This window comes from Mariniphaga anaerophila, assembly GCF_900129025.1.
Taxonomy (GTDB): Bacteria; Bacteroidota; Bacteroidia; order Bacteroidales; family Prolixibacteraceae; genus Mariniphaga; species Mariniphaga anaerophila.
Genome location: NZ_FQUM01000004.1, coordinates 32,249 through 58,004, shown reverse-complemented (window position 1 = coordinate 58,004; position 25,756 = coordinate 32,249). Strand labels below are relative to the sequence as shown.

The following is a 25,756-nucleotide window of genomic DNA, read 5'->3' as shown; positions in this document are numbered from 1 at the left end:
AAATTGACATTCTGTTTAACGAAGCAAATTAAATACCTTTTTTCTAAAAAAAACTCATTGGGTAATTATTTGTGGGCGATTCGATCGAAATATTTTTTTTTGCCTCATTTTGTCTGCAAAAAACGCCTGATTCGGACGGCATATTTAATGCATGAAAGAATGTAGATAACACGCAATAAATGCTTTACTCTTCCAGTGCTTTTAGCGTGTTTGAAGGTTAAGCAATATTAACAAAAAGTCAAGACAATTCAACGAAAGTATCATTTTGAAAAGGAGAGAAGCCGAATGCGAAAAAACGTTCTGAAATATTTCGGAAATTGAGAAAAATTTTATCTTTGAATTACATCAACGATTAATTATTTAAGCAGTTGAATAAGGGGGAGAATGAGATATTACTTATTACGGCATTAAAAAAAGGAGACACAGAAGCATTTAACAAACTGTTTTTTCTTTACGGAAGCCGTATTTACCACTTTACTTTTGGTTATCTAAAATCAAAAGAAGAGTCAGAAGAAGTTGTGCAGGAAGTTTTTTTACGTATCTGGAAGAACCGAAAGAGTCTTAATTCTGATTTGTCGTTTCAGGCATATCTGTTCAAAATTGCCTACCATATTATTTTGGTCCATTTCGAAAGGGCTTCACGGCATCGGGCCTATAAAGATAAGTTAATCGAAGAATCCATTAAGTTTTCTGCGGACAATGAAGAGCGGTTAAACTATCAGCTTCTGTTGGAAAAGGTAGAACGCCTTATTGAAGAGCTTCCTCCCCGCCAAAAAGATGTTTTGGTTAAACGAAGAAAAGAAGGGCTTTCGTTAAAAGAAATCGCAGTGCTCTTGGATATTGCTCCAAAAACGGTGGAAAATCATCTGACTGAAGCGTTAAAAACAATTCGCAGACAATTGGGTGAGGACAATATTTCAGCAATGTTGTTTTTTTTAATGTTTGTAAAGTGTTGATTTCGAATGATATTTTAATAAAATCGATTTTTTATTTGTTCTGACTGGGGGATTTTAAGGAGTAGTCGATATTACTTAATGTGAACTGAAACTAAGAAAGTGTTGAATGGATTTTGATCCGAAAATATTAAACCGATTTTTTGATGGAACCTATTCCAGAAAGGACTACCTGGATGTAAAATCCATTTTTGGAAGTTTAGAACATCGAAAAAACTTAAATAGGTACCTTCTAGAGCATTGGACTCAGTTTTCTTCAACTGAACTTCCCGAAGAAAATGTTGAACATTTGCTGGAGAAAATTCATTACCGGATTAGTCTTGAGGAGAAACGAAAAGGGAATTCAGGTTTTTTGTTCGTTCTCCAAAAAATCGCTGCCATATTTTTTGTTCCCCTTTTGTTGTCTTTCTTGTTGCTGTTTTATTTTCAGGATGAAAAGATTGAACAACTGAACTTTGGAGGCGATGCATACGCAGAAATTCAATGCCCTCTGGGCGTTCGTACAAAATTTCAGCTCCCTGACGGCACCACCGGCTTTTTGAATAGTGGCTCGAAGTTGCAATATCCTGTTCCGTTTATGGATGACAGGGATGTTACGGTTTCAGGAGAAGCGTTTTTTAATGTCGTTTCAGATAAAACAAATCCTTTTATTGTCCATACTCCAAATTTAAATGTCAGAGTTCTGGGAACACAGTTCAACGTAATGGCCTACGAAGATGATTCAAAAGAAGAGGTTATTCTGACCCGGGGAGAAGTAGTTGTGGATACAAAAAACGGGATGCAGCTCGATGTGTTACACCCGGATGAAAAACTGGTGTTGAATAAGAGAACAATGTCCTTCAAAACTATAAAGGTGATAGCATCACAGTATATCGGCTGGACAGAGGGAAAGCTGGTTTTCCGGAATGAGAACATGCAACAGGTTGCCGAGCGCCTGGGGCGTTGGTACAATGCCGATATAAGGGTTGAAGATGAAGAATTACTCGAATATACCTTCCACGCTACATTTGTTGACGAACCTCTGGAAGAAGTGTTGAAAATTATGGCAGTAACAACTCCCTACAAATACGAAATTCTGCCTCGTGTTACCGACCATGAAAATATATGCCAAAAAAAGGTGGTTTTAGTTAAGTTAGATCGGAAAAGGCTTAAAGCCTTTCATTAAAAAAGAACAGGAGGGTGTTTGCGGCATCCTCCTGTAAATCAAGCAGTGAGAGTTTTGTTTTTATTATTTAACTACTTAATGATTCAAATGTATGAAAAAAAAATGGATTCGTGATGCGTTGCTATTTTGCATCAAAACTAAAACGTGGAAAATTATGCGGTTAAGTGCTTTTTTTCTGTTTTTGTGCTTGTCACATGCCTGGGCTACCTCCGGGTATTCCCAGTCAACAAAATTAACCTTGAAAATGAATGGTTCAAAAGTCATTGATGTGCTCAATGAGATAGAGAATCAAAGTGAATTTTACTTCCTTTTCAACCAAAAGTTGTTGGATGTTGAACGACAGGTGGACATTAATGTTCGTGAGAAACCCATCGAGATCATTCTGGAAAAATTGTTTTCCGGGACGAGTGTGAATTATCATGTTTACGATCGTCAGATTGTGCTGACAACATTTAACGAAGAGCGTTTGTCTGATCAGGCAAAAGCGGTTTCCGGAAAGGTAACCGACCCCAGAAATTTGCCGCTACCCGGGGTTACCGTAGTTATAAAAGGTACTACCCAGGGAACAATTACCGACGCTGATGGAGAATATACATTAGCAAATGTGCCCGACGGAGCTACATTGGTATTCTCGTTTGTGGGGATGAAAGCCCAGGAAGTGGTTGTAGGGAACAAAACTTCCATTAACATATCTATGGAAGAAGAAACAATTGGGCTGGACGAAGTGGTTGCAATTGGGTACGGTACTCAGAAAAAGGCCAATTTAACAGGTGCTGTCGGAATTGCTAATGCCGAGAGGTTGGAAAACCGGCCGATTGCTTCTACCGGGCATGGTTTGGTTGGTGTTATTCCTAACCTGAACGTTAGTATCCGTTCGGGTGACCCAACTGCCAGAGCCGAATTTAATATTCGTGGTTTTGAGTCCATCAATGGTGGTAGCCCGCTTGTATTGGTTGATGGTGTTCCGATGGATTTGGATTTGGTAAATCCTAACGATATTGCTACTGTAAACGTACTGAAAGACGCATCGTCTGCAGCAGTTTACGGAGCTCGTGCTGCGTTTGGGGTTGTTCTTGTTGAAACCAAAAAAGGTAAAGAAGGCCTCAAAATCCAGTTGAGTTCCGAGACTTCATTGTCAAAACCCATCTTCCACATGGATTTGATATCGTCGAGTTACGAATACGCTCAGCAGCGCCAGAGTTTGTATGAAGATGTTGGGCGCGTTTGGATAAACGATACAAGAATGGCTATGTTGAAGAATTATTACGATAATCCAACTTCTGAAAATGAGTGGACCGTTTTAAACGGACAAATGTACTACAACGGCAATACCGATTTTTTGAATTATATGCTTGCCGATTTCGCACCGCAACAAAAGTATGATTTGAATATTTCAGGAGCATCGGAAAAAGCTTCCTACTATTTTTCTCTTGGGTACATGAATAAAAAAGGATACCTGAAAAATAAAGAATCGAATTTGGATTACGACAGGTTTAATGTACTGTTAAAAGCTGATTTTAAATTGACAGACTGGTTGAGCTTGGACCCAAAAATTGTTCTGAATGCCGAGTTTAACGACGAGCCGCATTTTTATGCCAACGACAGGGCTTTGAATACCATCGTCCGGCTGACTCCTGATACTCCGGTGAAATTCCCGGATCTTCCGTATTACCTTGAACCTGGCGACCACGATGATTGGGCACAGTATATAGGGATGTATTTTGTCGGTGCACGAAATGCTCCGTTTGCCCACAATGGAGGAAGGGATTTGTACGATGCGTATGATCTGTGGTTAACACAGGGTGCAACTTTAACTCCGTTGAAAGGGCTGCGTATTAGGAGTGATTTCTCTTACCAGATTTACAATAAGATGACAGAAAACCAGCAGACTGAGATTCCTATGGTGGGAACAAACCTGCTGAATTTCTATCTTCAATATGGGCAGAGCCAGCCTACTTATATGCAGAACAGGGCTGACTACAACCGGTATTATGTATTTAATACTTACGGAGAATATGTACTCGATCAGTTCGAAGATCATTATGTCAAGGCAATGGTCGGGTTCAATCAGGAATGGGGAAGAAACCAGTACATTCGGGCGCTTGCTTATGAAATGGCAACTTCTTCTATTCGCGACCTGAATGCTACTTTGGGCGACCAGCAAACTGCCGGAGGAAAATCACAGACCAGCTTGCGCGGAGCATTTTACAGGCTTAACTACATCTTTCGCGATAAATACCTGGTGGAAACCAATGGCCGTTACGACTTAACATCTCGTTTCCCCACAGATAGCCGAATGGGATTCTTCCCTTCCGTGTCTGTCGGTTGGAGACTGTCTAACGAAAACTTCATGGGCGTGGCAAGCAACTGGCTCGACAACCTCATGCTAAGAGCATCTTATGGTTCTCTGGGAAATCAGCTGCTCGGAAGCAACTATTATCCTTACATTTCTACAATGGGAATGGGGCTCAGGCCGCACATTTTCGCCAACGACCAGATTTCTTATGTTAGTCCTCCGGGGCTGGTGAGTTCAAGTTTAACATGGGAAACGGTAACTACCAGAAACGTAGGTGTGGATTTTGCTTTGTTTAACCAAAAGCTGGAAGTTAATACCGACTTCTATATTCGCGATACCAAGGATATGTTAATGAAACAGACATTCCCTGTTATTCTCGGAACCAGTGCGCCTGACGCCAATGCTGCTGATTTGAGGACAAAAGGTTGGGAAGTTTCTGTTACCTGGCGGAACCGCGTAAACCGTGATTTGAGCTACAGCATCAATTTAGCGTTAGCCGACAACCAGGCTGAAATAACCAAGTACGAAAACCCGACCGGTTCGTTGAGTGATTACTACGTAGGACAGAAAATTGGCGAGATTTGGGGGTACAAAACTGTTGGCCTTTTCCAATCTGACGAAGAAGTTGCTGCAGCGCCAAGCCAGGCAAAACTGGGAACAGGATGGCAGGCCGGAGACGTGCAATATGCAGATTTAGATGGTGATAAGGAAATTTCTCCGGGAGCCAACACTTTAAGTGATCCGGGTGACCAGATGATTATCGGCAATAGCTCTGCCCGCTATTCATTTGGTATTAACCCGCAGGTTACCTATAAAGACTGGTCGCTGAATCTGTTTTTCCAGGGGCTGTTCAGGGATTATTTCCCGTCCACCAGCAATCACAGAGATTTTTGGCCATACATAACCGACGGATTTGAAAAATGGTGGGCCGAAGAATCGTGGAGCGAAGACAACAGAGATGCTTTGTTCCCAAGGCCGAGATTTATGAGGGTTTCTACGCCTGCAATGAATTTTATGCCTCAGACAAGGTACTTGCAAAATGCGTCGTATATACGGTTGAAAAACATAACTCTGAATTACGACCTGCCCCAGAACTTAATCGGGCGGATTGGATTGGAGAAAGCTCAGGTTTACCTGTCTGGGTTCAATGTATGGGAATACTCCAAAATACATAAACCGTTGGATCCTGAATACATTTATACTACAGATCAGGAATATTTTATGCAACGTACATATTCTTTGGGTATAAAAGTAATGTTCTAACGTAAAAATATCTGAAAATGAAAAATATAAGAATAGAAATAAAAATATTGATTGCAATCTTATTCCTGACAAGTTGCAACAACGAGTTTCTGGAAAGGTATCCGTTAGACAGAATTAGTATGGAGACTTTCTGGAATACTGAAAACGATTTACAGGCGTACAATAATAATTTGTATTACCTCGTCCACAACGGAGGAAATGTTCCTTTTCTTAAAGGCCATCCTTCAGGACAAAATTACGATATCTGGTATCTGGATTTCTTCTCAGACAATACTGCTGCTGTTACAACCAGGTCGGCTCCCGATTATTTGGTAGTGCGTTCGGGTAAACATTTTGCCACCACAACGCCAAGGCCGTGGGGATACACCGGCTGGGAGTTTTTGCGGGCAGTTAACATCGGTATTGCCAACTACGACAAAGCCGACGCAGCTCAGTCAACAATTGATAAATATAAAGCGGAAGCAAGGCTTTTCAGAGGTTTGTTTTATGCAGACAAAGTATCGAAATTTGGTGATGTGCCTTATGTTGATAAAGAACTGAATGTAGATTCGGAAGAGTTGTACATGGCTCGTACTCCGAGAGAACAAGTGATGGAGAAAGTACTTGCTGACCTGGACTTTGCATGCGAAAAATTGCCTGCCGACTGGGGCGATGGAAATGCTCCCGGAAGGTTGAACAAGTGGGCTGCATTGTTGCTGAAATCAAGAGTTTGCCTTTTTGAAGGAACCTGGAGAAAATACCACGGAGGAACAAATCCTGATATGTGGTTGCAACAGGCGGCAATAGCATCCAAAGCCTTGATCGACGGAAGTCCGTACAGCATTTACAGCACCGGCGACAAATTGCACGATTACAACGCATACCACAGAATGCTTGATCTTACCGGTATCTCGGAAGTTATTTACTGGGAAAAGTTTGTTTACGGAATTAAAATGAACAGTACAATGGGTTACTGGCGCGAATTGCACGGATGCGCAACAAAAAGTTTTGTTGAAGATTATTTGTGCACCGACGGGCTGCCGATCACATTGTCGCCGCTGTATCAGGGCGATGCTCAAATCGAAGATGTTTTTGAGAATAGGGATCCGCGTTTGCGGCAAACTATTTTACATCCTGACGATGGCTTGTACTACCAGATACAATACAACGACGCGATATCAAAAGGTCCGTGGATTGACGGGATGACCGGGAATGTTGGCCCGACTGTGGTAAGCGGTTATCATGTGATAAAAATATTTGAGCGGACAATGGATATTCAGCACAACCAAAACAATACTTCAACAACTCCGGCGGTCATTCTCCGTCTGGCTGAAGGTTTGTTAAACTATGCTGAAGCCAGGGCCGAGCTGGGTGCTCTTACTCAGGGAGACCTTGATATAACTATCAATAAGTTACGCGACAGGGTGGGCATGCCTCACATGAAACTGGACAACATTCCGGTTGACCCGCGCTATGTGAACGACGGAGTATCTCCTCTTCTCGTGGAAATTCGTCGCGAACGCCGCATCGAATTGTTCCTCGAAGGATTTCGTTACGACGACCTGAGACGCTGGAAACAAGGTAAAAAACTGGAAACTCCTTCCATGGGACTTTTTTGGGATGAAGCTGCAGAAGCTCGCTACGCGGGAGCTGCAATCCCAACATCGGTAGATCCTGTTTCAGGAAAAACATACCTCGATGTGTACAAGGGAACCAGTTACGAAAACCCTGTTTTCGATGAAAGCAAACATTACCTGTGGCCTCTTCCTATCAATGTATTGAGCCAGAATCCTGAGTTGGGTCAAAACCCGGGATGGTAAAATATACTGATTTCAGGATTGATTTAAGTTGAGATTTATTGGGCAAAGCCGAAAGTGCTGTTTAGTAAAACATCGCTTTGGTTTTGCCCAAATAGTACACCTGTGAACTAAATAAAAATGAAATTCCATTATTCCTTTTTCGTAATAATGGCCGGGGCGATGCTTTGCAATTGCGGCAACTCGCAGGCTCCAGCCGAGGCTCAAAAAATTGATGGTGTTTTTGTTGACTTTTGCGAAATTGAAAAAGTAAAAGAGCACCTGGCCAAAAACGACGCTTGTTTTGAAGCGGCGTATAACGAGTTGATTGAAAAAGCTCAGATTGCTGTAACCGACAACGAAGAGCTTAGTGTCGTTCATAAAAAGAAAGTTCCGGCAAGCGGCGATAAACACGATTACTATAGCATGGGGCCGTATTGGTGGCCCGACCCGTCGAAAGCAGACGGATTGCCTTACATAAGAAGAGACGGCGAAATTAATCCGGAAACAAGGGGCGACAATGTTGATACAGGGATGAAAAGTAAATTCATGGCAAATGTTGAGTCGCTAACCTGGGCATTTTACTTTACCGGAGATGACAAATATGCAGACAAAGCAGTTGAGCTTTTGGAAACTTGGTTTGTAAATATTGCCACAAAAATGAACCCGAACCTCGACTATGCTCAGGCTATCCCGGGTATTTGCGAGGGGCGTGGAATCGGGATTATCGATTTTCACTATATCGACAAATTAATTTCTCCGATTCAGATTCTGGAGGGCCGGAATAAATTTGATGCTGAAACAAAAATGGCAATTCACGAATGGTTTGAACAGTATCTGGAATGGCTCATTTCCAGTAAAAACGGAATTGATGAAGCCAATACAAAAAATAACCACGCAACCTGGTACGATGTACAGGTGGCAGGAATTGCATTGTTCCTCGATAAAACCGAAATGGCAAAAACAGTGCTTGAAGAGGTGAAGAGCAGGCGCATTGCCAACCAGATTGAACCCGACGGAAGTCAACCGCTGGAAATAGCGCGAACAAGGTCGCTTTCGTACAGTGGTATGAATACGAGGGGTTTTATTTATCTGGCAAATATGGCCCAAAATGTTGGCGTGGACTTGTGGAATTTTGAAACCCCCGACGGACGGGGGATACAAAAAGCCATGGATTATTTACTGCCATATTTTGCTGGAGACGAAAGCTGGACCCATCAGCAAATATCGAATATTGATGATGCAATTGGCGTACTAAAGCTAAATTATCTGATTGGTGCTGTAAAAACCGGCGAAGAAAAGTATGTGAATGCGTTCCGCTCAGTGGCCGAACCGTCAACCGATCTGGAAGTATTATTATACCCGTTGTTTCTGTAAGATGTAGAAAAACAAAAAAATACGTCATGGGAAAAGTAAATATCAAAGTCTGGTACCTGGCCGTTTTATTGTTCATAATTAGTCCGGCGTCTTTCGGACAAGAGTATGTGCAAATTGATTCCACACTTACCCAACCACAGGATATTCTGCGAAACCGGCAGGCTGCTTATATTTTGAAAACTGTTGATGATGTTTTAAACAGCATCCCTCCTCAGTTTCCTGAGCCTCTGGAACGCACCCTGGCAATGAATTTACTGGACCTGATTAGCAACGATGTTTACGCGCCTCAGCGTTTGCCGGTGCAAAATTTTTTGCAAAACAGAATTGAGAAAATGGCTGCTGAAGTGGAAAACACCAGGGTTGAAGAAGGGGTGGTAATCTGGAAACTATACAGCCACAGCTTTGTGGCAAAAACAAAGGACATTACAATCGGGTTCGATTTAATAAGGCCGGCTTTGCGGTTCGATAACTTTGTGAGCGACACAAAACCGGAGTTGCGCAGGATTATCGACTGCTGCGATGTAATGTTTGTTAGTCACGAACATGTTGACCATGCTGACGGCTGGGTAATTCAGCATTTTATAGATCAGGGAAAACCTGTGGTGATTCCGCCCGGTATTTTTGAGGGAAGTTCGTTTTATAACCAATTGAAACATCTTGCGCGTGATTCGCAAAAACTTCAGACATTGCGGTGTGGAGACGGCGAGAAGGTGCTGAAAGTTGTTGTTTACCCGGGGCATCAGGGCGATTTGTTAAACAACGTACCTGTAATTTATACTCCCGACGGGTTGTGCATTTCCCACAACGGAGACCAAAATCTTGGGCGAAATCCTCAGGATACGTTGTGGATAAACAGTATCAAACAAAATCATCAAATAGATGTGTTCATGTATAATTCGTACATGCATCAAAGCGCCATTTACGGTTTCAATCCGAAACTGGTTCTCACCGGGCACGAGAATGAACTGGGGCATGGAATACACAGCAGGCACGGAAGCTGGAAATACCATGAGCGGCTGGATCCGATGCCGTATCCTTATATTATTACGGCCTGGGGCGAGAAGTACCACTATTTCAAAAAAACAGATTGAATTTAATCTGTGTGAATTTTGAAATTCATTGAGAGTTACATCGAATGTGAATAAAACAAACAATTTAAGTGAGATGAAACTAAAACAAATTTTGCAGGCTTTATCACAGGCAGATTTCTGCTTTGTTTTGCGCAGCCTCCCCATACAACGCCGAATTCAAAACACATTCAGAGGCATCGTGATTTTTTTATTGTTGATGTCTTTGTTTAATATTCATGAGCTGTGTGCCCAGGAGCTGGACCGGCAACCGCTGGCAGATGAGGTAAATTATTCTCCGCGCGACGAAGAAGTTCTGGCATCCAATCCGCCGGCTTTTATCTGGCTGCCGCTGGAAGGAGTAGACAGCTACATCTTGCAATATTCCCAGTCTCCCGGTTTTGAGTCGGCTAAAACCACAACCATTCGCGATTTAACAATGACAGTCCATATTCCTACCGAAACAATTAATTCAGGAAAGTGGTATTGGCGCTATGGTTACAGTAACAATTCTGGCGAAAAGTTTGGGCGTACCCGTTTATTCGAAATTCCGGAAAATGCAGTTGCTTTTCCTTTTATTCCGGTAGATGAGGTGATAGCGCAGATTCCCAAAGAACGGCCACGGCTTCATTTTACTCCTGAGTTGGTTGACGATATCAGGAACGATAAAGAGGGCCGCTTCACCGCTATTACAGAAGCAACCGTTACAGAAGCCGAAGCAATTCTGGAAATGGACGAACCGCTTTGGGCTGAACCCGAACCGTGGGCAAAGTCTGAAAATCCGCGTTACGCGTATGTAAACGAGTGGCGCACAATGCGGCCGTACACTCAGCGGATGGTTACCAGTGCGCTGGCATATATTTATACAGGCGAAGAGCGTTTTGCAATGGAAGCCAAACGCCGTTTGTTGCATTTTATGGAATGGGATGTTGAAGGGCCTTCTACCAGCGTTGGCCCCGATGAGTTGGGAATGGATATAATAGAGAACTGTTCTCCTGTTTTCGATTGGGTTTACCCGGTGCTAACAAAAGAGGAAAAGGAGAAATGTACTGAAGTTCTGACCGCCCGCCTGCATCAGATCAGCTATAAGGTTCACCGCGCAAGGCCCATGGAAACACGTCCGTTTGCAAGTCACCAGGGACGAATGATTGGTTTTGTGGTGGAAGGCAGCATTGCGTTGGCGCACGAAGCGCCTGAGGTTTCCGACTGGCTAAATTATACATTGAAACTTTTATGGAGCATGTACCCGGCCTGGGGATACACCGAAGGCGGATGGAGCGAAGGCATTCATTACTGGCGTGGTTATATGGATAAAATTTTTAGGGTAGTTGCGCAGTTGGATAAATTTGGCATCCCTTTAAAAGATAAACCGTTTTTTAGTAACACCGGTTATTATGGATTTTACGCTGCTTTCCCGAACAGGCCAACCCAATCGTTCGGAGATTTACACGAGCTTCCTGTTAACGAGAACGTGGGAAGGATGCTGTATAAACTGGGGTCGCTCTATTCCAATCCTTATTTTCTGTGGCATGCCGGGGCAACCGGAGCCGGCCATCCAACCGGACGCGATGCTTTTTTATACGACCAACCGAAAGTAGAGGCGAAGGTTCCGTCGGATATTCCGCAATCCCGGGTATTTAATGATATTGGGCTCGTGGTAATGCACAGCAACATGGCCGAACCGGAAAACAATGTATCGGTGCTTTTCCAGAGCAATCCTTTCGGAGCGCTTAGTCATAATTTTGCTTGCCAGAATGCCTTTGTTATAGAAGGGTACGGAGAACCTTTGGCAATGAGCACGGGCTCGCGCCAGTTATACGGTTGTCCTCATCATTCAGAATGGATGTGGCACACCAAGGCACATAACAGCATTTTGGTGGATAACGAGGGGCAGGTGATTCGCAATAGCGCATCAAAAGGTAAAATCATAAATTATGAAGACAATGGCGATTTTGTTTATACGGCAGGTGATGCAACGCAGGCTTATGGCGATCGTTTGGAAAGGTTTCATCGGCACATGTTGTATATTCGGCCCGATTATGTTGTGATTGTTGATGACCTGAAAACCAGCGGAGAAAAATCAACGTTTCAATGGTTGCTCCACGGGCCCACCGAAATTCAGGTAGACAAAGAAAACCTGGTGATGGTAAACCGTTCGGGAAATGTTTCTCTTGCTACCCGGTTTCTTGCTCCGCAACAAGTCGATTTTATTCAACATTCCGGATTTACCCCGCAACTGGAAGATTCGACCAAGTGGCGTAACCAGTTTCATTTAACGGCTTCAACAACCAATCCGGAAAAATCGATGCGGTTTGTTACTGTAATGAAAGTGGATCAGTTTTCAGGCGAGCCGGTTAAAATGCCGGATTTCCCAACCACGCCTCGCCATCAGCTCGAAATAAAAAACATTGATAATCTAGCTTCTGTGGATGAGTCTGTTTTGCAGGCAGAAATGATAGATGCAGAAGGCGGTCTGGCCTTGCGGTTGGGCAATAATCTTATTCTGTGGAAAGAAAGCGGCGCTTCGCAGGTTAAAGCTGCCGGCGTAACTTCCGGTAAAAACATGGAGTTTAAAAAGGACTTTTTTCAGGCCGATTAAAGGTTCTGTTTTTGAAAGTTGAGACTGGAGGGCTCTTCGTTTTTCGTGGTTGAGAAAGTTTTGAAAAAATGAATATTGCAGATAAAACAATGGAACTAAAAAAAGAACTTCAGCTTTTTATTGTATTGGGAATACTTACGGTATTCTCCGGAGTGCATTGTGCATCTGCCCGGAATTTTTCGGGAGGCAGTGACGAAACACCGTTTACTGTTTTCGAAATTGCCGATGTTGTTTTAACAGCAGAAAAGAGTTATGAATGGTTCGACTTTCCGGTTGAAGCAACTTTTATTCATTCTGAAACCGGCAATAAAATTAGGCTGAAAGGATTTTGGGACGGGGAAAACAATTGGGTTCTGCGTTTTTCGCCAACGCTGGCCGGCGAGTGGGTTTATTCAACAGAATCAGCAGATTCGGGGCTGGACAAAAAAGAAGGGAAATTTTTTGCCGAAACGCCAACGCCCGATCAACTGGCTTACAATCCGAACTACCACGGGCGAATAGAAATTAGTGAAAACGGGAGATATTTTGTGTATTCAGACGGAACACCGTTTTTTTTGCTGGGAGATACCGACTGGGCAAATAACACCCTCAGGTGCGGGTTAGGCGAAGATGGAGACGGACCCTTTTTTCAATATTTGCAAGACCGAAAATCCAAGGGGTTTACTACTATTCTTATGAAGTTTATGCGCGGAACCGGAGATACTCAGGACATCGATTGCCAGGAAAATGAAGGAGGGTTTCCTTTTAATACGCTGGCCGAAAAAAAATTGAATCCTGAGTTTTTTAAGTACCTCGATTTGCGGATGGATGAAATATGGAATGCCGGTTTGGTTACTGCAATGCCCGCAGCCTGGTTCGGAAAACGCAAATGCTTTATGGAACTCGAATGGGCAAAAAGGCTGGTGGCTTATCTAATGACCCGATATGGCGCCTACAGCGGATTGTTTGCTGCCGGCGGAGAGTATCAATACGCATTCAGAGATTGCGGCTGGGATTTTGATAGTTATAACCAGATAGGAGAAGTGGCGCAGCGTCATAACAGTTACAATAAGCCAATTTCGTTACATCCCAGTTCCAACATAACCCGGTTTCCTGAGAATCACAACACCCAGTCGTCGAGGGCTTATCATAATTCTTCGTGGCTGGATCACAACTGGATTCAGTCCGGGCAGCGGGTAACCGAGTTGTTTAACGCAGCAGGCCGTTCGCTAGAACTCTATGCGCTCACTCCGGTAAAACCGGTTTTCCTTTCCGAAGGATACTACGAAAGATATATGGATACGCTGCATGTTTATCACTCCAGGTGGCAACCGTGGAGCGCTTTACTTAATGGTTCTGCCGGCTACGGATATGGCGCCTGGGGTGTTTGGCAGTTTTCAGATCCTTTTCATCCGGTTGAAAAAATGACTGATTTTTCGCTGCCGTGGTGGGAAGCAATTGCTTACGGTGGAGGCAGTCAGATGGAGTATGTCCGCCGTTTTTTCGACAAATACGAGTGGTGGAAACTGGTGCCCGGGCGGCATTTTTTACGTGTAAACGGAGACGAAAATATTTTGCCGACGGACATAGATATCACACCGCCACATATGGCATTAATTCCCGGAGAATTGTATGTGTGCTACATTCCCCGGGAAAATAGTTCCAATGCCATTGAAATAACTGAAATACAGTACGGTAAATACAAGGGCTGCTGGTATAATCCGCGTTCGGGAGTTTTCATCAATTTAGATACTGAGGAAATAAAAGAACCTGAGTTTGCACTTCCCGACAGGCCGGCGCCAGAAGACGAGGATTGGGTTTTCGTTCTGCAATTGGTGCAGTAGAGTGTAACGTTTGCAGCGATATTTTTTGCAGCATAACAAGGTTTTCATGATTATACGTTCTGTTATTTAATTTAAAAACGAAGGCATTTATGCCTGAAAGGCAGAGTGAAAATGTTTCTGAAGGGAGTTAAGCTAAATTGTCCCCGATGAAATCATTTCTGTCTCAATGCCGGACTGCACACGGCGAGTAAGTCAATTTAGCTTTTTAAAGTATTGCTATTATGAAATGAGCATGAGGATGGAAGTCATACGTAAAGTAATGAAAAAAGACTCATGCGAATTTCATTTTTTGCCAGTTGAAACTTAAAAATTTAAGCAGATGAAGTTAAAAGCATTATTATTCCTGTTGGTTGTAACCATTTGTCTTTCCGGGTGTACCGGTGGTAAAGATAAAGTGCCGCAAGATGTGAAACTTGGTAGTTGGGATTATTCCTGGATGCAGCAGGTGAAAAAAGGTCTGGAAGATGGGAACCCCGATTATTCCGCAGCTTTAGATTTGTTGATTCTGGACGCGGATCAGGCAATGAGAGATGGCGTTTATTCGGTAACTTTTAAAGACCTGGTTCCTCCCGGTGGTTCAAAACACGACTACATGAGTATGGGGCCGTATTGGTGGCCAAACCCGGATACTCCCGACGGATTGCCATACATTCGCAGGGATGGCGAAGTAAATCCTGAGGGTGCAAAACTGGATAGAACACAGTTGGGGAAACTAACGAATGCAATGCGGTCGTTGTCGATTGCGTGGTTTTTTACCGACAAAAAGGAGTATGCCGAAAAAGCTGCTGAATTATTGCGGGTTTGGTTTTTAGATCCTGAAACTCTTATGAATCCTCATTTGAATTACGGGCAATCCATTCCTGGAATTACCGACGGCCGTTTTATTGGAATAATAGACGGATACTCGTTTGTAACGCTAGTTGATGCCATTGCCCTGATTGAAGCTTCGGGGGCGCTTTCTGCTCACGAGAAAACGGGGCTTAAAAACTGGTTCGAAGAATATTTTATCTGGTTGTCGGAAGGCGAGTTTGGAAAGCAGGAAGAGGATTACAAAAATAACCATTCGGTGGCTTTTGACGTGCAGTCATCCGCTATTGCTTATTTCCTGGGAAAGAATGACTATATCCGGAAAAAAGCCGAAGAAATTCCGCATCGTAGAATTGACCCTATGATTGAGGCAGACGGCCGCCAGCCGGAAGAGTTAATTAGAACCCGGGCTTACGGCTATTCTGTGGGGAATTTGCGTAACTTTTTTAATGCCGGCAGGTTTGCACAGACTGTGGGCGTAGACATTTTCGACTATGTCAATCCAAAAGGCGGCTCCCTGCAAAAAGCACTTGATTATTTAGTTGGGTTTATCGGTCATGAAGAAGACTGGCCCTACGAAGAAATTTCGAGCTGGGAAAATTTCGAGAATAATCTGGGATTATTGGTGAGAAGGGCGGTTTGTATTTATAAAGATGAGGCGTATCTGGATTTGTGGAAAAATACATTTCAGAAAAGAATGGAAAGCGACTGGCGATTGCTGGTAGAGCCCGAGTGCGATGTTGATTAAGTGTTTTGCCGCTTGATCAATCGGTGTTGAAATGACAGACAAAAGACTAAAAACAGAAATTTTTATACAGATGAAAAATCATCAAACCAGACGAACATTTATTAAACAGACGGCAATTACTGCTACGGGGGCAGCGCTGGGCAGCCGGGTAATCGCTTCTCCTTTTAGCGGAAGTATTTTGGGGTCGAACGAAAAAATTCGCATGGGATTTATCGGGGTAGGTAACCGCGGCTCACAGCTGCTAAACCTGTTTATGCAAAACAAAGATTGCGAAGTTGCCGCTCTGTGCGACATTTACGAACCGTATCTGACCCGGGATCGGGGAGCAGTCAGCCCTCGTTACCTGGAAACAATGAACAGTCAGATTCCGAAAATGGGCGAAAATTTTCCGCGCCCTCCCAAAATTTATAAAGATTATCGCGAGTTGCTGGACGACAAAGACATCGATGCTGTTTGTATCGCAACTCCCGACCATTGGCATGCGCTTCAAACAGTCCATGCCATTGAAGCCGGCAAAGATATTTACGTGGAAAAACCACTGACACAGACGATTTACGAAGGCCGGAAAATGGTTGAGGCTGAAGCTTCCGGGAAACAGATTGTTGCTGTGGGCTTGAATCGCAGGGGGTCTGCCAGTTATCAGCGACTGGCCGCTGAAATATCCGGCGGAAAACTGGGGAAAGTAACGGTGGCCAGGGCTGCACGTGTCAGTAATATGTTTCCAAACGGTATTGGTAAATTAAACCCGGAAACGCCTCCTAAAGATTTTAACTGGGACATGTGGCTTGGCCCGCGTGCATACCGGGATTATCAATACAATATTGCACCCTACATGTTCCGTTGGTGGCAGGATTATTCTTCGCAAATGGGGAACTGGGGTGTGCATTATATGGACGTTATCCGATGGATGGTTGGCGAAACAGCTCCTGTTTCAATCAGCGCTCATGGCGGAAAATACGTGCTTGACCACGACGGTGACATTCCCGATACCATGCAGGTTACTTTTGAATTTGCATCGGGGATGATTATCTCTTTTGCCATTTACGAAGCCAGCAGTGGCGGTGCCATTCCTCAGGGAGAAATTGAACTGCGGGGAACCAAAGCAACTGTTTATGCCAGTGAAAGAGGCTACTCTATTGTTCCGGCAAGGGCAGGGCAGTTTCAGCGCTGGGATAAACTGACCGAGGCCGAAGAGTATGTGCAAAAAGACAACCTGCTCAGCGACGGAAGCAGTGGCGGAAGCACCGGAGCCTTGATTCGGAATTTTCTGGATTGCGTGAAAAACCGGGAAGCTCCGCTGTGTACACTGGAAGACGGCCATCGCTCCACCAGTTTTGCCCACCTGGCCAACATTGCACTGGCCACCGGCGAACGGCTGCAATGGGATGCAGATGCCGAACGTTTTGTTAACAGCAAAGCGGCCAACGAGATGCTGCATTACGAATACCGGAAACCCTGGAAACTATAATGAGAATGCCATATAATCGCAGAAAATTTATAAAAGGGATGGCTGTTGCAGCAGCGGGCATTCCTTTTTCAGGAGCCTTGGCAGCCGGGGCAGGCAGCATGGAGAAAAGCCGTTATCCCATCTCTTTTTTTACCAAGCCGCTGGATACCTATGAACTGGAATTTATGTCAGAATCATTGGCAATGGCCGGTGTCGACGGTTTCGATTTGACCGTTCGCCCCAGGGGACGGGTAATTCCCGAGAGAGTTCAGGACGATTTGCCCCGGGTGATTGAAACAGGGAGGAAACACGGCCTGTCCACCGAAATGATGGTGACAGCCATCACCGATGCCGAGGATGCTTTCAGTAAGAAAATATTAACTACGGCAGCTCAGTTTGGTGTAAAACATTACAGGCTGGGTTATTACGATTATGATTTTGCGACAGGAATACCGAAGTCTCTGGAGCAGATAAAAAGAAAACTGTCGGCGCTTGCGGCAATTAATGGAGAAGCAGGAATCCAGGGAGGATACCAGAACCATTCGGGCATTCGGGTTGGTGCCGCCATGTGGGATGTATGGGAGTTAATCAACGCGAAGCCGGTTTGCATCATTAGCAGCCAGTTCGACATTCGCCATGCTGTAACCGAAGCAAGCGCTTCCTGGGTAATTGCCCTGCAACTTTTGCATAAGCATATTGGTTCGCTGGCCATAAAAGATTTTGTGTGGAAAGTTGAAAATGGAAAAGCCAGGGTCGTCAGTACCCCGCTGGGTGAGGGAATTGTGGATTTTGACCGTTTTTTCGGGATGGTTAAAGATTTGAAAATAGCAGCCCCGATAACGCTGCATGCCGAGTATCCGTTGCTGACCAGGGATGAGGAAAATTTATCCCTTTTGGAGCAACAAAAAATATTGGTTGCTAAGTTGAAAAAGGATGTGGATTTTATCAGCACGTACCTGGAAAAATACCAACTGGTTTAATTGTGAAATGGGGGTAGGAAGTAAACACATCCAAAAGGACAACAGGATATGTATGAGTTTCATATCATGCCACTGGAAATAATCAATTTTTAATACGATGAAAGATAATTCAAGACGTATATTTATAAAAAATAGTTTGATCGCCACAGGAGGTTCCATGTTGCTTGGCAGCCCTGGCGTATTGGCATCAGTTAAAAAAGATAAACAGATGAAAACTATCCGGATAAGTGAAGTGAGCTCGAATTTTGAACGGGAGCCGTTGATTCGCCCCTTTGGTTTTAAGGGCGGTTACATGAGTGAGATATGGCAAACAGCTGCCTTCCTGAAAAGTGATTCGGGACTTTCAAAAGTAGGGTTGTGTACACAAAATGTACTTTGGTCAGATGCCGATGTTTTTGCCCGGTACTCGGAGAGCGGTGGTAATACTATTATGTATGCCATGACCGAATATGCCCTTCAGATGTTAAAAGGGCAGTCATTTACCAATCCGGTGGAAACACTCAACGGGATGTGGAAAGAAGTACTGGAATACGGGAAAAAGATTACCGGCAATCCTCACCTGAGAGAGACATTTGCATTGAATGCCCTTGTAGGAGTAGACAATGCATTGTGGATGCTTTATGCCAAAGAAAACGGGTTTAGTACTTTCGATGAGATGATTCCGGAAGAGTTGCGTCCTGCCGTTTCTCACAAGAGTAAAACGGTTGCCAGTATTCCGTTGATGGCTTATTCCATCCCGGTTTCAGAGATAAAACAAGCGGTGGAAGATGGTTATTTTTTTATGAAAATAAAAATAGGGCAGCCCGGTACGCAGGAGGAGATGCTGGAAAAAGACAAAGCCCGCCTGACAGAGATACATAATGCTATTGGCCATTACCGCACCACGCACTCCGAGAGTGGAAAATTACCTTATTATTTTGATGCCAACGGGCGTTATGAGAAGAAAGAGACACTGATGCGTTTAATCGACCATGCAAAAAAGATAGGGGCTTTTGACCAGATTGCAGTGATTGAGGAACCGTTTCCGGAAGAGTTGAAAGTTGATGTAAGCGATATTCCGTTGCGGTTGGCAGCAGACGAGAGTGCCCATACCGATGCTTATACCATTGAACGAATTGAAATGGGGTACAAAGCCATTGCGCTCAAAGCTATAGCCAAAACCTTGAGCATGACCCTGAAAATGGCCAATGTAGCAAAGCAGTATAATGTGCCGTGTTTCTGCGCCGATCTTACGGTAAACCCGATATTGATTGACTGGAATAAAAATGTTGTAGCCCGCCTGGATCCGTTCCCTGGTTTGGGAACAGGCCTGATGGAAACCAACGGCCACCAGAATTATAAAAACTGGAAGCAGATGGAAAGCTACCATCCGTATACCGATGCACCATGGCGAAAAACTGTAGACGGTGTGTTTGATTTAGGGGATGATTTTTACAATAAAAGCGGCGGCATCCTGACCGACTCGCCACATTACATGGAGATGTTCAAAAACAAAATGTAAATGAAAGATTTAAAAAACCCTTCCCTCGTGGAAATACTCCAGCAGCATCGACGAGGGCTTTTTTGAGGTCGTTTAATACAAACTGAATTTATATTCCAGGGTTTAGCACCAAAAGGCTAGACCCTTTTTTTGTGTTTTATCTTCAGTTCCTTCTCTCAAAATTCCCTTGCCCAAATTATTCATATTTAAACTAAAAGTTAATGTAAAACTTAAATCTAGAAGAAAAAATGGATTTTTACTTTCAATTCATTTTGATTTTTAAATATTGTTTTTACATTTGCCAACACATGATGAAACAAGCACGGTGATAATCACTACAAAGAAGCATGATTGTATGCTGTGTGGTTTTCGAGAGTTGCCATTAAAGTTTTTAAATAGAAACGGATGAAAATATTTTCTACATACATTCTAGTCATTCTCGTGGTCATTTCTGGAAATACCGGGAAAGGATAGATTTATATGTAGTTGTATAAGATACGGACAAGCCTTTCCCGAAAACGGGGAAGGCTTTTTTAATAAAAAATACGAATTAAAAGACTAAAAAGTATGCAAATTCCATTACGTAGTAACACCACTACACAGGGTCGCCGGATGGCAGGAGCAAGGAGCCTTTGGCGGGCCAACGGCATGAAAGAAGAACATTTTGGACGTCCGGTAATTGCTATTGTTAATTCATTTACGCAGTTTGTACCCGGGCATGCCCACCTTCACCAAATCGGACAATACTTAAAGAGTTTAATCGAAAAACAAGGTTTTTTTGCAGCCGAATTCAATACAATTGCTATCGACGACGGAATTGCCATGGGACACGACGGGATGCTCTATTCGCTTCCCTCGCGCGATGTGATTGCCGATAGCGTAGAATACATGTGTAACGGCCACAAAGTAGATGCCATGGTTTGCATTTCCAATTGCGATAAAATTACTCCTGGAATGATGATGGCTGCTATGCGCTTGAATATTCCTTCGGTATTTGTTTCGGGAGGACCAATGGAAGCCGGAGAAATTGGCGGAAAACATTACGACCTGGTGGATGCCATGGTTATGGCAGCCGACAAGTCTGTTTCAGATCAGGATCTTTCAATAATTGAACAAAATGCCTGTCCAACCTGCGGTTCGTGTTCCGGAATGTTTACTGCTAACTCAATGAACTGCCTTGCAGAGGCCATAGGTCTGGCGCTTCCCGGAAACGGAACAATAGTTGCAACCCATGCCAACCGCAAAAAATTATTCGAAGAAGCTGTTGAAAAAATAATTTCAGCCACCAAAAAATATTATTTCGAAGGTGATGATTCTGTTCTTCCAAGAAGCATTGCTACTCGCGATTCATTTCTGAACGCAATGAAACTCGATATTGCCATGGGCGGATCAACCAATACAGTGTTGCACCTGCTGGCAATTGCTCACGAGGCAGGAGTGGAGTTTACCATGAAAGACATTGACCGGCTCTCGCGTGTTACGCCTAACTTGTGTAAAGTGGCACCAAGCTCGCATTACCATGTTCAGGACGTAAACAGAGCAGGAGGTATTCTGGGAATTTTGGCTGAACTCGACCGTGCAGGACTTATGGAAACATCGGTTAACCGTATCGACGGCAGAACGTTGAAGGAAGCGATTGATGCTTATGATATCATGAATAGCAACGTTTCTGAAGATGCCAAGCAACGGTATCTTTCATCTCCCGGCGATGGCAAGAGAAATCTGACTCTGGCCTCGCAGGAAAATTATTACACTGATTTGGATGCCGATCGTCAGAACGGGTGTATTAGGAATTTGGAGCACGCCTATAACAAAGACGGAGGCCTGGCGGTGCTTTACGGGAATATTGCCGAAAGCGGGTGTATTGTTAAAACTGCCGGCGTAGATTCTTCCATTTTTAAATTTACCGGTACCGTTAAAGTTTTCGATTCGCAGGAAGATGCTGTAAACGGCATTTTGGGCGACGCCGTACAAAAAGGCGACGTGGTTGTTATTCGTTACGAGGGACCAAAAGGAGGCCCGGGAATGCAGGAAATGCTGTATCCCACGTCTTACCTCAAATCCATGCAGTTGGATAAATACTGTGCGCTGATTACCGACGGACGTTTTTCCGGGGGTACTTCCGGATTATCCATCGGGCATGTTTCTCCGGAAGCCGCTGCCGGAGGCGCTATTGGACTGGTTCAGAACAACGATAAAATTGAAATAGACATAACAAATCGATCCATCAATCTGCTTATTTCTGATGAGGAAATGGAAAAACGCAGAAAAGCAGAAGAAGCGAAAGGGAAAGAGGCTTTTCAGCCAACCCAGCGCGACAGGCAAATTTCAAAAGCGTTAAAAGCTTATGCCAGCCTGGTTTCTTCAGCCGACATGGGAGCGGTTCGTTTGATAGACTAATCATTCATGAAATCTAAAAAAGTTGAAATATGACAAAGAGAAAAGTTTCAGGTTCGCAGGCCGTAATCCTTTCTTTGCTGGAGGAAGGCGTTGATACCATTTTTGGGTATCCGGGCGGGGCAATTATGCCCATTTACGATGCGTTGTACGACTACGACAGAAATGTAAAACACATTCTCACCCGTCATGAACAAGGTGCTGTTCACGCAGCCGAAGGCTACGCCCGGATAACCGGGAAAGCCGGAGTTTGCTTTGCTACTTCAGGTCCAGGAGCTACTAATCTTATTACCGGCATTGCCGATGCAATGATAGACTCAACTCCGCTGGTATGCATTACAGGGCAGGTTGCTTCTCCGCTTTTGGGAACAGACGCTTTTCAGGAGTCGGATGTGTTGGGCATTTCTATGCCGATTACCAAGTGGAGTTTTCAGGTTACTTCTCCCGAAGAAATTCCGGGAGCCATTGCACAGGCTTTTTATGTGGCGCAGTCTGGTCGCCCCGGCCCAGTGTTGCTCGATATTACCAAAGATGCACAGTTCGGCGAGCTAGAGTTTGAATACAAAAAATGCCGGAAAATAAGGAGTTATGTTCCCGAGCCTCAAATCGATCCTTTTAAAATAAAGGAAGCTGCTGAAATTATTGACGCTGCTAAAAAACCGTTATTGCTTTTTGGGCAGGGAGTGCTTATTGCAAGAGCTGAGGAAGAGTTGAAAGCTTTTGTTGAAAAAACCGGAATTCCTGCTGCCTGGACTTTATTGGGCCTTTCTGCGCTGCCAACCGATCATCCGTTAAATGTAGGTATGCTTGGTATGCATGGCAATTACGGCCCCAATCTGCTTACCAATGAGGCCGATGTAATTATTGGCGTTGGAATGCGTTTCGACGACAGGGTTACCGGAAAAGTATCGGCTTATGCTCCAAATGCAAAAATTATTCACCTTGAAGTTGATCCGGCAGAAATCAACAAGATAAAAGTGGCCGATGTTCCGGTTCTGGGGAATGCAAAAAAAACGTTGAAAATGCTTACCGACAATGTTGAGCCCAATCGGCACGACGAATGGGTGAACCGTTTTAGGGAGTGTTATCAGATTGAAGACGAAAAAATCATAAAAAAAGATCTTTTCCCCGAGAAACCTGGCCTTACCATGGGCGAAGTAATACGTGTTGCAGGCGATAAAACCAATCACGAAGCCATTTTGGTTACCGATGTTGGCCAGCATCAAATGATTGCTTCCCGGTATTTCAAGTTTCGTCATCCGCGTAGTAACGTCACTTCCGGCGGACTTGGCACAATGGGCTTTGGTTTGCCGGCCAGTATCGGCGCGCAGCTTGGAGCACCGGGCCGTACCGTTGTTGCCGTAATTGGCGACGGTGGATTTCAGATGACTTTGCAGGAACTGGGAACCATAGCGCAGAACAAGCTGCCGGTAAAAATTATCGTGTTGAATAATAATTTCCTTGGGATGGTGCGCCAATGGCAGCAGCTTTTCTTCGAAAAAAGGTATTCGTTTACCGAGCTTCAGAACCCCGATTTTATAACTATCGGAAAAGGGTTCGGAATTGACGGACACAAAGTAGAAGCCCGCGAAGATCTCGAAAAGAGTATCCAACAAATGATCGACCACAATGGTCCTTACCTCTTGGAAGTGGTAATTGAGAAAGAAGACAATGTTTTTCCGATGGTTCCCACCGGGGCTTCGGTTTCTGAAGTAATGCTCGAACCCTAGTAGTTTAACATTCAACGTTTAAATCATATGAAACGAACATGAATTTTCGTTATTCAAAATTCACAAACAGGAATGATTAAAATTTATGTGAGTTCCTGAATGTCTTCAAATTTTTTGAACATTCAGAAATCAAAAAATTTTATACAGATGAAAAAAGAACACATCATAACAGTATACTCGGAGAACCACATTGGTTTACTCACCAGGATAACCATTGTTTTTACCCGACGAAAAGTTAACATTGAAAGTTTAACCGTTTCAGAATCGGCTATTCAGGGGGTTTTTAAATTTACAATCGTGGTAAAATCGACCAAAGAACAGGTAGTGAAAATTGTTCGTCAAATCGAAAAACAGATTGATGTTCTGAAAGCATTCTACCACACCAACGAGGAGATGATTTACCAGGAGATTGCACTGTATAAAGTTCCTACAGAAGCTGTTTATGAGGACGATACCATTGAAAAAGTGGTTAGGAACTCAGGCGCTCGTATTCTGGAGATTACCCGCGATTATATCGTTATTGAGAAAACCGGGCACAAAGAAGAAACCCAGGCGTTGTTCGAAGAGCTGAACAAATTTAAGGTAATGCAGTTTATACGTTCGGGTCGGGTGGCAATTACCCGCGACCCCATAGAACGGCTTTCGGAGTTTTTAAAAGAGAGAGACGCCTTGCTGGAAAGCATGGATTAAAAATCATAACAAAAACTGGCAAAAAAATGATAAATTTGCACGGTTTTAAATCAGAAGTTTAGAATTTATAACAATAATCAAAAAGTTATGGCACAAATTAACTTTGGCGGAGTAACAGAAAAAGTAGTCCTCCGCGAAGAATTTCCTGTAGAAAAAGCACGTGAAGTATTAAAAGATGAAGTAATTGCCATTATCGGCTACGGTGTTCAGGGACCGGCTCAGGCACTGAATATGAAAGACAACGGGTTTAATGTCATTATCGGACAAGCACCTGAGTTTAAAGAAGATTGGGACAAAGCAGTTCGCGATGGTTTTGTTCCCGGCGAAACGCTTTTTCCTGTTGAAGAAGCAGCAAAAAAAGGTACAATTATTCAGTACCTGGTATCAGATGCAGCACAGCGCATCCTTTGGCCTAAGTTAAAACCATGCCTGGATGAAGGAAACGCATTGTACTTCTCTCATGGTTTTTCAGTTACTTATAATGAGCAAACAGGTGTTATTCCTCCGAAAAACATCGACGTAATAATGGTTGCGCCAAAAGGCTCAGGCGCCAGCGTTCGTACTAACTTTTTGGCAGGACACGGTATTAACTCAAGCTACGCCGTATTCCAGAACTTCACCGGAAAAGCAGAGGAACGTACTCTTGCATTGGGAATTGCCATCGGATCAGGTTACCTTTTCCCAACTACTTTCGAAAACGAAGTATTTTCAGATCTTACCGGCGAACGTGGTGTTTTGATGGGAGCGCTGGCAGGAATTATCGAAGCACAGTACAAAGTGCTGCGCGATAACGGACACAGCCCGTCTGAAGCATTTAACGAAACTGTGGAAGAGCTTACACAGAGCCTTATCCGTTTGGTTGACCAGAACGGTATGGACTGGATGTACGCCAACTGTAGCGCCACTGCACAGCGTGGTGCCCTCGACTGGCGCCATAAATTCCGCGAAGCTACACTTCCGGTATTTAACGACCTGTATGAAAGCGTAAAATCAGGAGCAGAAACCAAACGTGTGTTGGATTCTACTTCAGGAGCTGATTATAAAGTCAGCCTGAATGCAGAGCTTACCGAAATGCGCGAATCTGAATTGTGGCAGGCCGGCGCAGCAGTAAGAAAACTTCGTCCGGGTAAGTAATTTTCAGTCCGAAAGGATATTGAAA

The 25,756-nt window shown here is 43.9% G+C and carries 16 protein-coding genes; all 16 read left to right on the top strand.

From position 1 onward, the window contains the following. Positions 1 to 368: 368 nt before the first annotated feature. The 16 genes from BUB08_RS08910 (at position 369) to ilvC (ending at position 25,731) form a co-directional block, all read left to right on the top strand. Positions 369 to 956 carry an RNA polymerase sigma factor gene (locus BUB08_RS08910; protein ID WP_073000977.1) on the top strand — a complete coding sequence of 196 codons (588 nt, stop codon included), beginning with the start codon at positions 369 to 371 and terminating at the stop codon, positions 954 to 956. Positions 957 to 1,062: 106 nt separating this feature from the next. Further along, positions 1,063 to 2,118, top strand: a complete 1,056-nt coding sequence (locus BUB08_RS08905; protein WP_073000975.1) for a FecR family protein — start codon at positions 1,063 to 1,065, stop codon at positions 2,116 to 2,118. A 91-nt stretch (positions 2,119 to 2,209) separates the two neighbouring features. Then, entirely contained in the window at positions 2,210 to 5,677 is a 3,468-nt protein-coding gene (locus BUB08_RS08900; protein WP_139249659.1) for a TonB-dependent receptor, read from the top strand. A 17-nt stretch (positions 5,678 to 5,694) separates the two neighbouring features. Beyond that, complete coding sequence (locus BUB08_RS08895; RefSeq protein WP_073000973.1) at positions 5,695 to 7,476, top strand: RagB/SusD family nutrient uptake outer membrane protein; 1,782 nt, start codon at positions 5,695 to 5,697, stop codon at positions 7,474 to 7,476. A 117-nt stretch (positions 7,477 to 7,593) separates the two neighbouring features. Beyond that, entirely contained in the window at positions 7,594 to 8,829 is a 1,236-nt protein-coding gene (locus BUB08_RS08890) for an alginate lyase family protein (protein WP_083570670.1), read from the top strand. 26 nt (positions 8,830 to 8,855) lie between these two features. Continuing rightward, entirely contained in the window at positions 8,856 to 9,920 is a 1,065-nt protein-coding gene (locus BUB08_RS08885) for an MBL fold metallo-hydrolase (protein ID WP_073000969.1), read from the top strand. 73 nt (positions 9,921 to 9,993) lie between these two features. After that, positions 9,994 to 12,495, top strand: a complete 2,502-nt coding sequence (locus BUB08_RS08880; protein WP_139249658.1) for a DUF4962 domain-containing protein — start codon at positions 9,994 to 9,996, stop codon at positions 12,493 to 12,495. A gap of 89 nt (positions 12,496 to 12,584) precedes the next feature. After that, the gene (locus tag BUB08_RS08875) at positions 12,585 to 14,318 is read left to right on the top strand and encodes a DUF5060 domain-containing protein (RefSeq protein ID WP_217651582.1); all 1,734 of its coding nucleotides are present in this window, start codon (positions 12,585 to 12,587) and stop codon (positions 14,316 to 14,318) included. Between the two features lie 319 nt (positions 14,319 to 14,637). Beyond that, positions 14,638 to 15,873, top strand: coding sequence for an alginate lyase family protein (locus BUB08_RS08870; protein ID WP_073000965.1), 1,236 nt, complete (start codon positions 14,638 to 14,640; stop codon positions 15,871 to 15,873). A 70-nt stretch (positions 15,874 to 15,943) separates the two neighbouring features. Next, entirely contained in the window at positions 15,944 to 17,341 is a 1,398-nt protein-coding gene (locus tag BUB08_RS08865; RefSeq protein ID WP_073001648.1) for a Gfo/Idh/MocA family protein, read from the top strand. A 5-nt stretch (positions 17,342 to 17,346) separates the two neighbouring features. Beyond that, positions 17,347 to 18,300: a sugar phosphate isomerase/epimerase family protein gene (locus BUB08_RS08860; protein WP_073001647.1), complete on the top strand. Its 954-nt coding sequence runs from the start codon at positions 17,347 to 17,349 to the stop codon at positions 18,298 to 18,300. A 97-nt stretch (positions 18,301 to 18,397) separates the two neighbouring features. After that, a complete protein-coding gene (locus BUB08_RS08855) occupies positions 18,398 to 19,801 on the top strand; it encodes an enolase C-terminal domain-like protein (RefSeq protein ID WP_073000963.1) in 1,404 nt (467 codons plus the stop codon). 546 nt (positions 19,802 to 20,347) lie between these two features. Next, positions 20,348 to 22,180 carry a dihydroxy-acid dehydratase gene (gene ilvD, locus BUB08_RS08850; protein ID WP_073000962.1) on the top strand — a complete coding sequence of 611 codons (1,833 nt, stop codon included), beginning with the start codon at positions 20,348 to 20,350 and terminating at the stop codon, positions 22,178 to 22,180. 29 nt (positions 22,181 to 22,209) lie between these two features. After that, positions 22,210 to 23,907, top strand: a complete 1,698-nt coding sequence (gene ilvB, locus BUB08_RS08845; protein WP_073000960.1) for a biosynthetic-type acetolactate synthase large subunit — start codon at positions 22,210 to 22,212, stop codon at positions 23,905 to 23,907. A gap of 147 nt (positions 23,908 to 24,054) precedes the next feature. Beyond that, the gene (gene ilvN, locus BUB08_RS08840; RefSeq protein WP_083570708.1) at positions 24,055 to 24,597 is read left to right on the top strand and encodes an acetolactate synthase small subunit; all 543 of its coding nucleotides are present in this window, start codon (positions 24,055 to 24,057) and stop codon (positions 24,595 to 24,597) included. A gap of 87 nt (positions 24,598 to 24,684) precedes the next feature. Beyond that, on the top strand, positions 24,685 to 25,731 hold the full coding sequence (gene ilvC, locus BUB08_RS08835) for a ketol-acid reductoisomerase (protein WP_073000956.1): 1,047 nt from the start codon (positions 24,685 to 24,687) through the stop codon (positions 25,729 to 25,731). The last annotated feature ends 25 nt before the right edge of the window (positions 25,732 to 25,756 follow it).

Bases quoted from the DNA above. Each gene is read 5' to 3' on its own strand.
- BUB08_RS08905 (WP_073000975.1), top strand. From the start codon at position 1,063: ATGGATTTTGATCCGAAAATATTAAACCGATTTTTTGATGGAACCTAT.
- BUB08_RS08900 (WP_139249659.1), top strand. From the start codon at position 2,210: ATGAAAAAAAAATGGATTCGTGATGCGTTGCTATTTTGCATCAAAACT.
- BUB08_RS08895 (WP_073000973.1), top strand. From the start codon at position 5,695: ATGAAAAATATAAGAATAGAAATAAAAATATTGATTGCAATCTTATTC.
- BUB08_RS08890 (WP_083570670.1), top strand. From the start codon at position 7,594: ATGAAATTCCATTATTCCTTTTTCGTAATAATGGCCGGGGCGATGCTT.
- BUB08_RS08885 (WP_073000969.1), top strand. From the start codon at position 8,856: ATGGGAAAAGTAAATATCAAAGTCTGGTACCTGGCCGTTTTATTGTTC.
- BUB08_RS08880 (WP_139249658.1), top strand. From the start codon at position 9,994: ATGAAACTAAAACAAATTTTGCAGGCTTTATCACAGGCAGATTTCTGC.
- BUB08_RS08875 (WP_217651582.1), top strand. From the start codon at position 12,585: ATGGAACTAAAAAAAGAACTTCAGCTTTTTATTGTATTGGGAATACTT.
- BUB08_RS08870 (WP_073000965.1), top strand. From the start codon at position 14,638: ATGAAGTTAAAAGCATTATTATTCCTGTTGGTTGTAACCATTTGTCTT.
- BUB08_RS08865 (WP_073001648.1), top strand. From the start codon at position 15,944: ATGAAAAATCATCAAACCAGACGAACATTTATTAAACAGACGGCAATT.
- BUB08_RS08860 (WP_073001647.1), top strand. From the start codon at position 17,347: ATGCCATATAATCGCAGAAAATTTATAAAAGGGATGGCTGTTGCAGCA.
- BUB08_RS08855 (WP_073000963.1), top strand. From the start codon at position 18,398: ATGAAAGATAATTCAAGACGTATATTTATAAAAAATAGTTTGATCGCC.
- ilvD (WP_073000962.1), top strand. From the start codon at position 20,348: ATGCAAATTCCATTACGTAGTAACACCACTACACAGGGTCGCCGGATG.
- ilvB (WP_073000960.1), top strand. From the start codon at position 22,210: ATGACAAAGAGAAAAGTTTCAGGTTCGCAGGCCGTAATCCTTTCTTTG.
- ilvN (WP_083570708.1), top strand. From the start codon at position 24,055: ATGAAAAAAGAACACATCATAACAGTATACTCGGAGAACCACATTGGT.
- ilvC (WP_073000956.1), top strand. From the start codon at position 24,685: ATGGCACAAATTAACTTTGGCGGAGTAACAGAAAAAGTAGTCCTCCGC.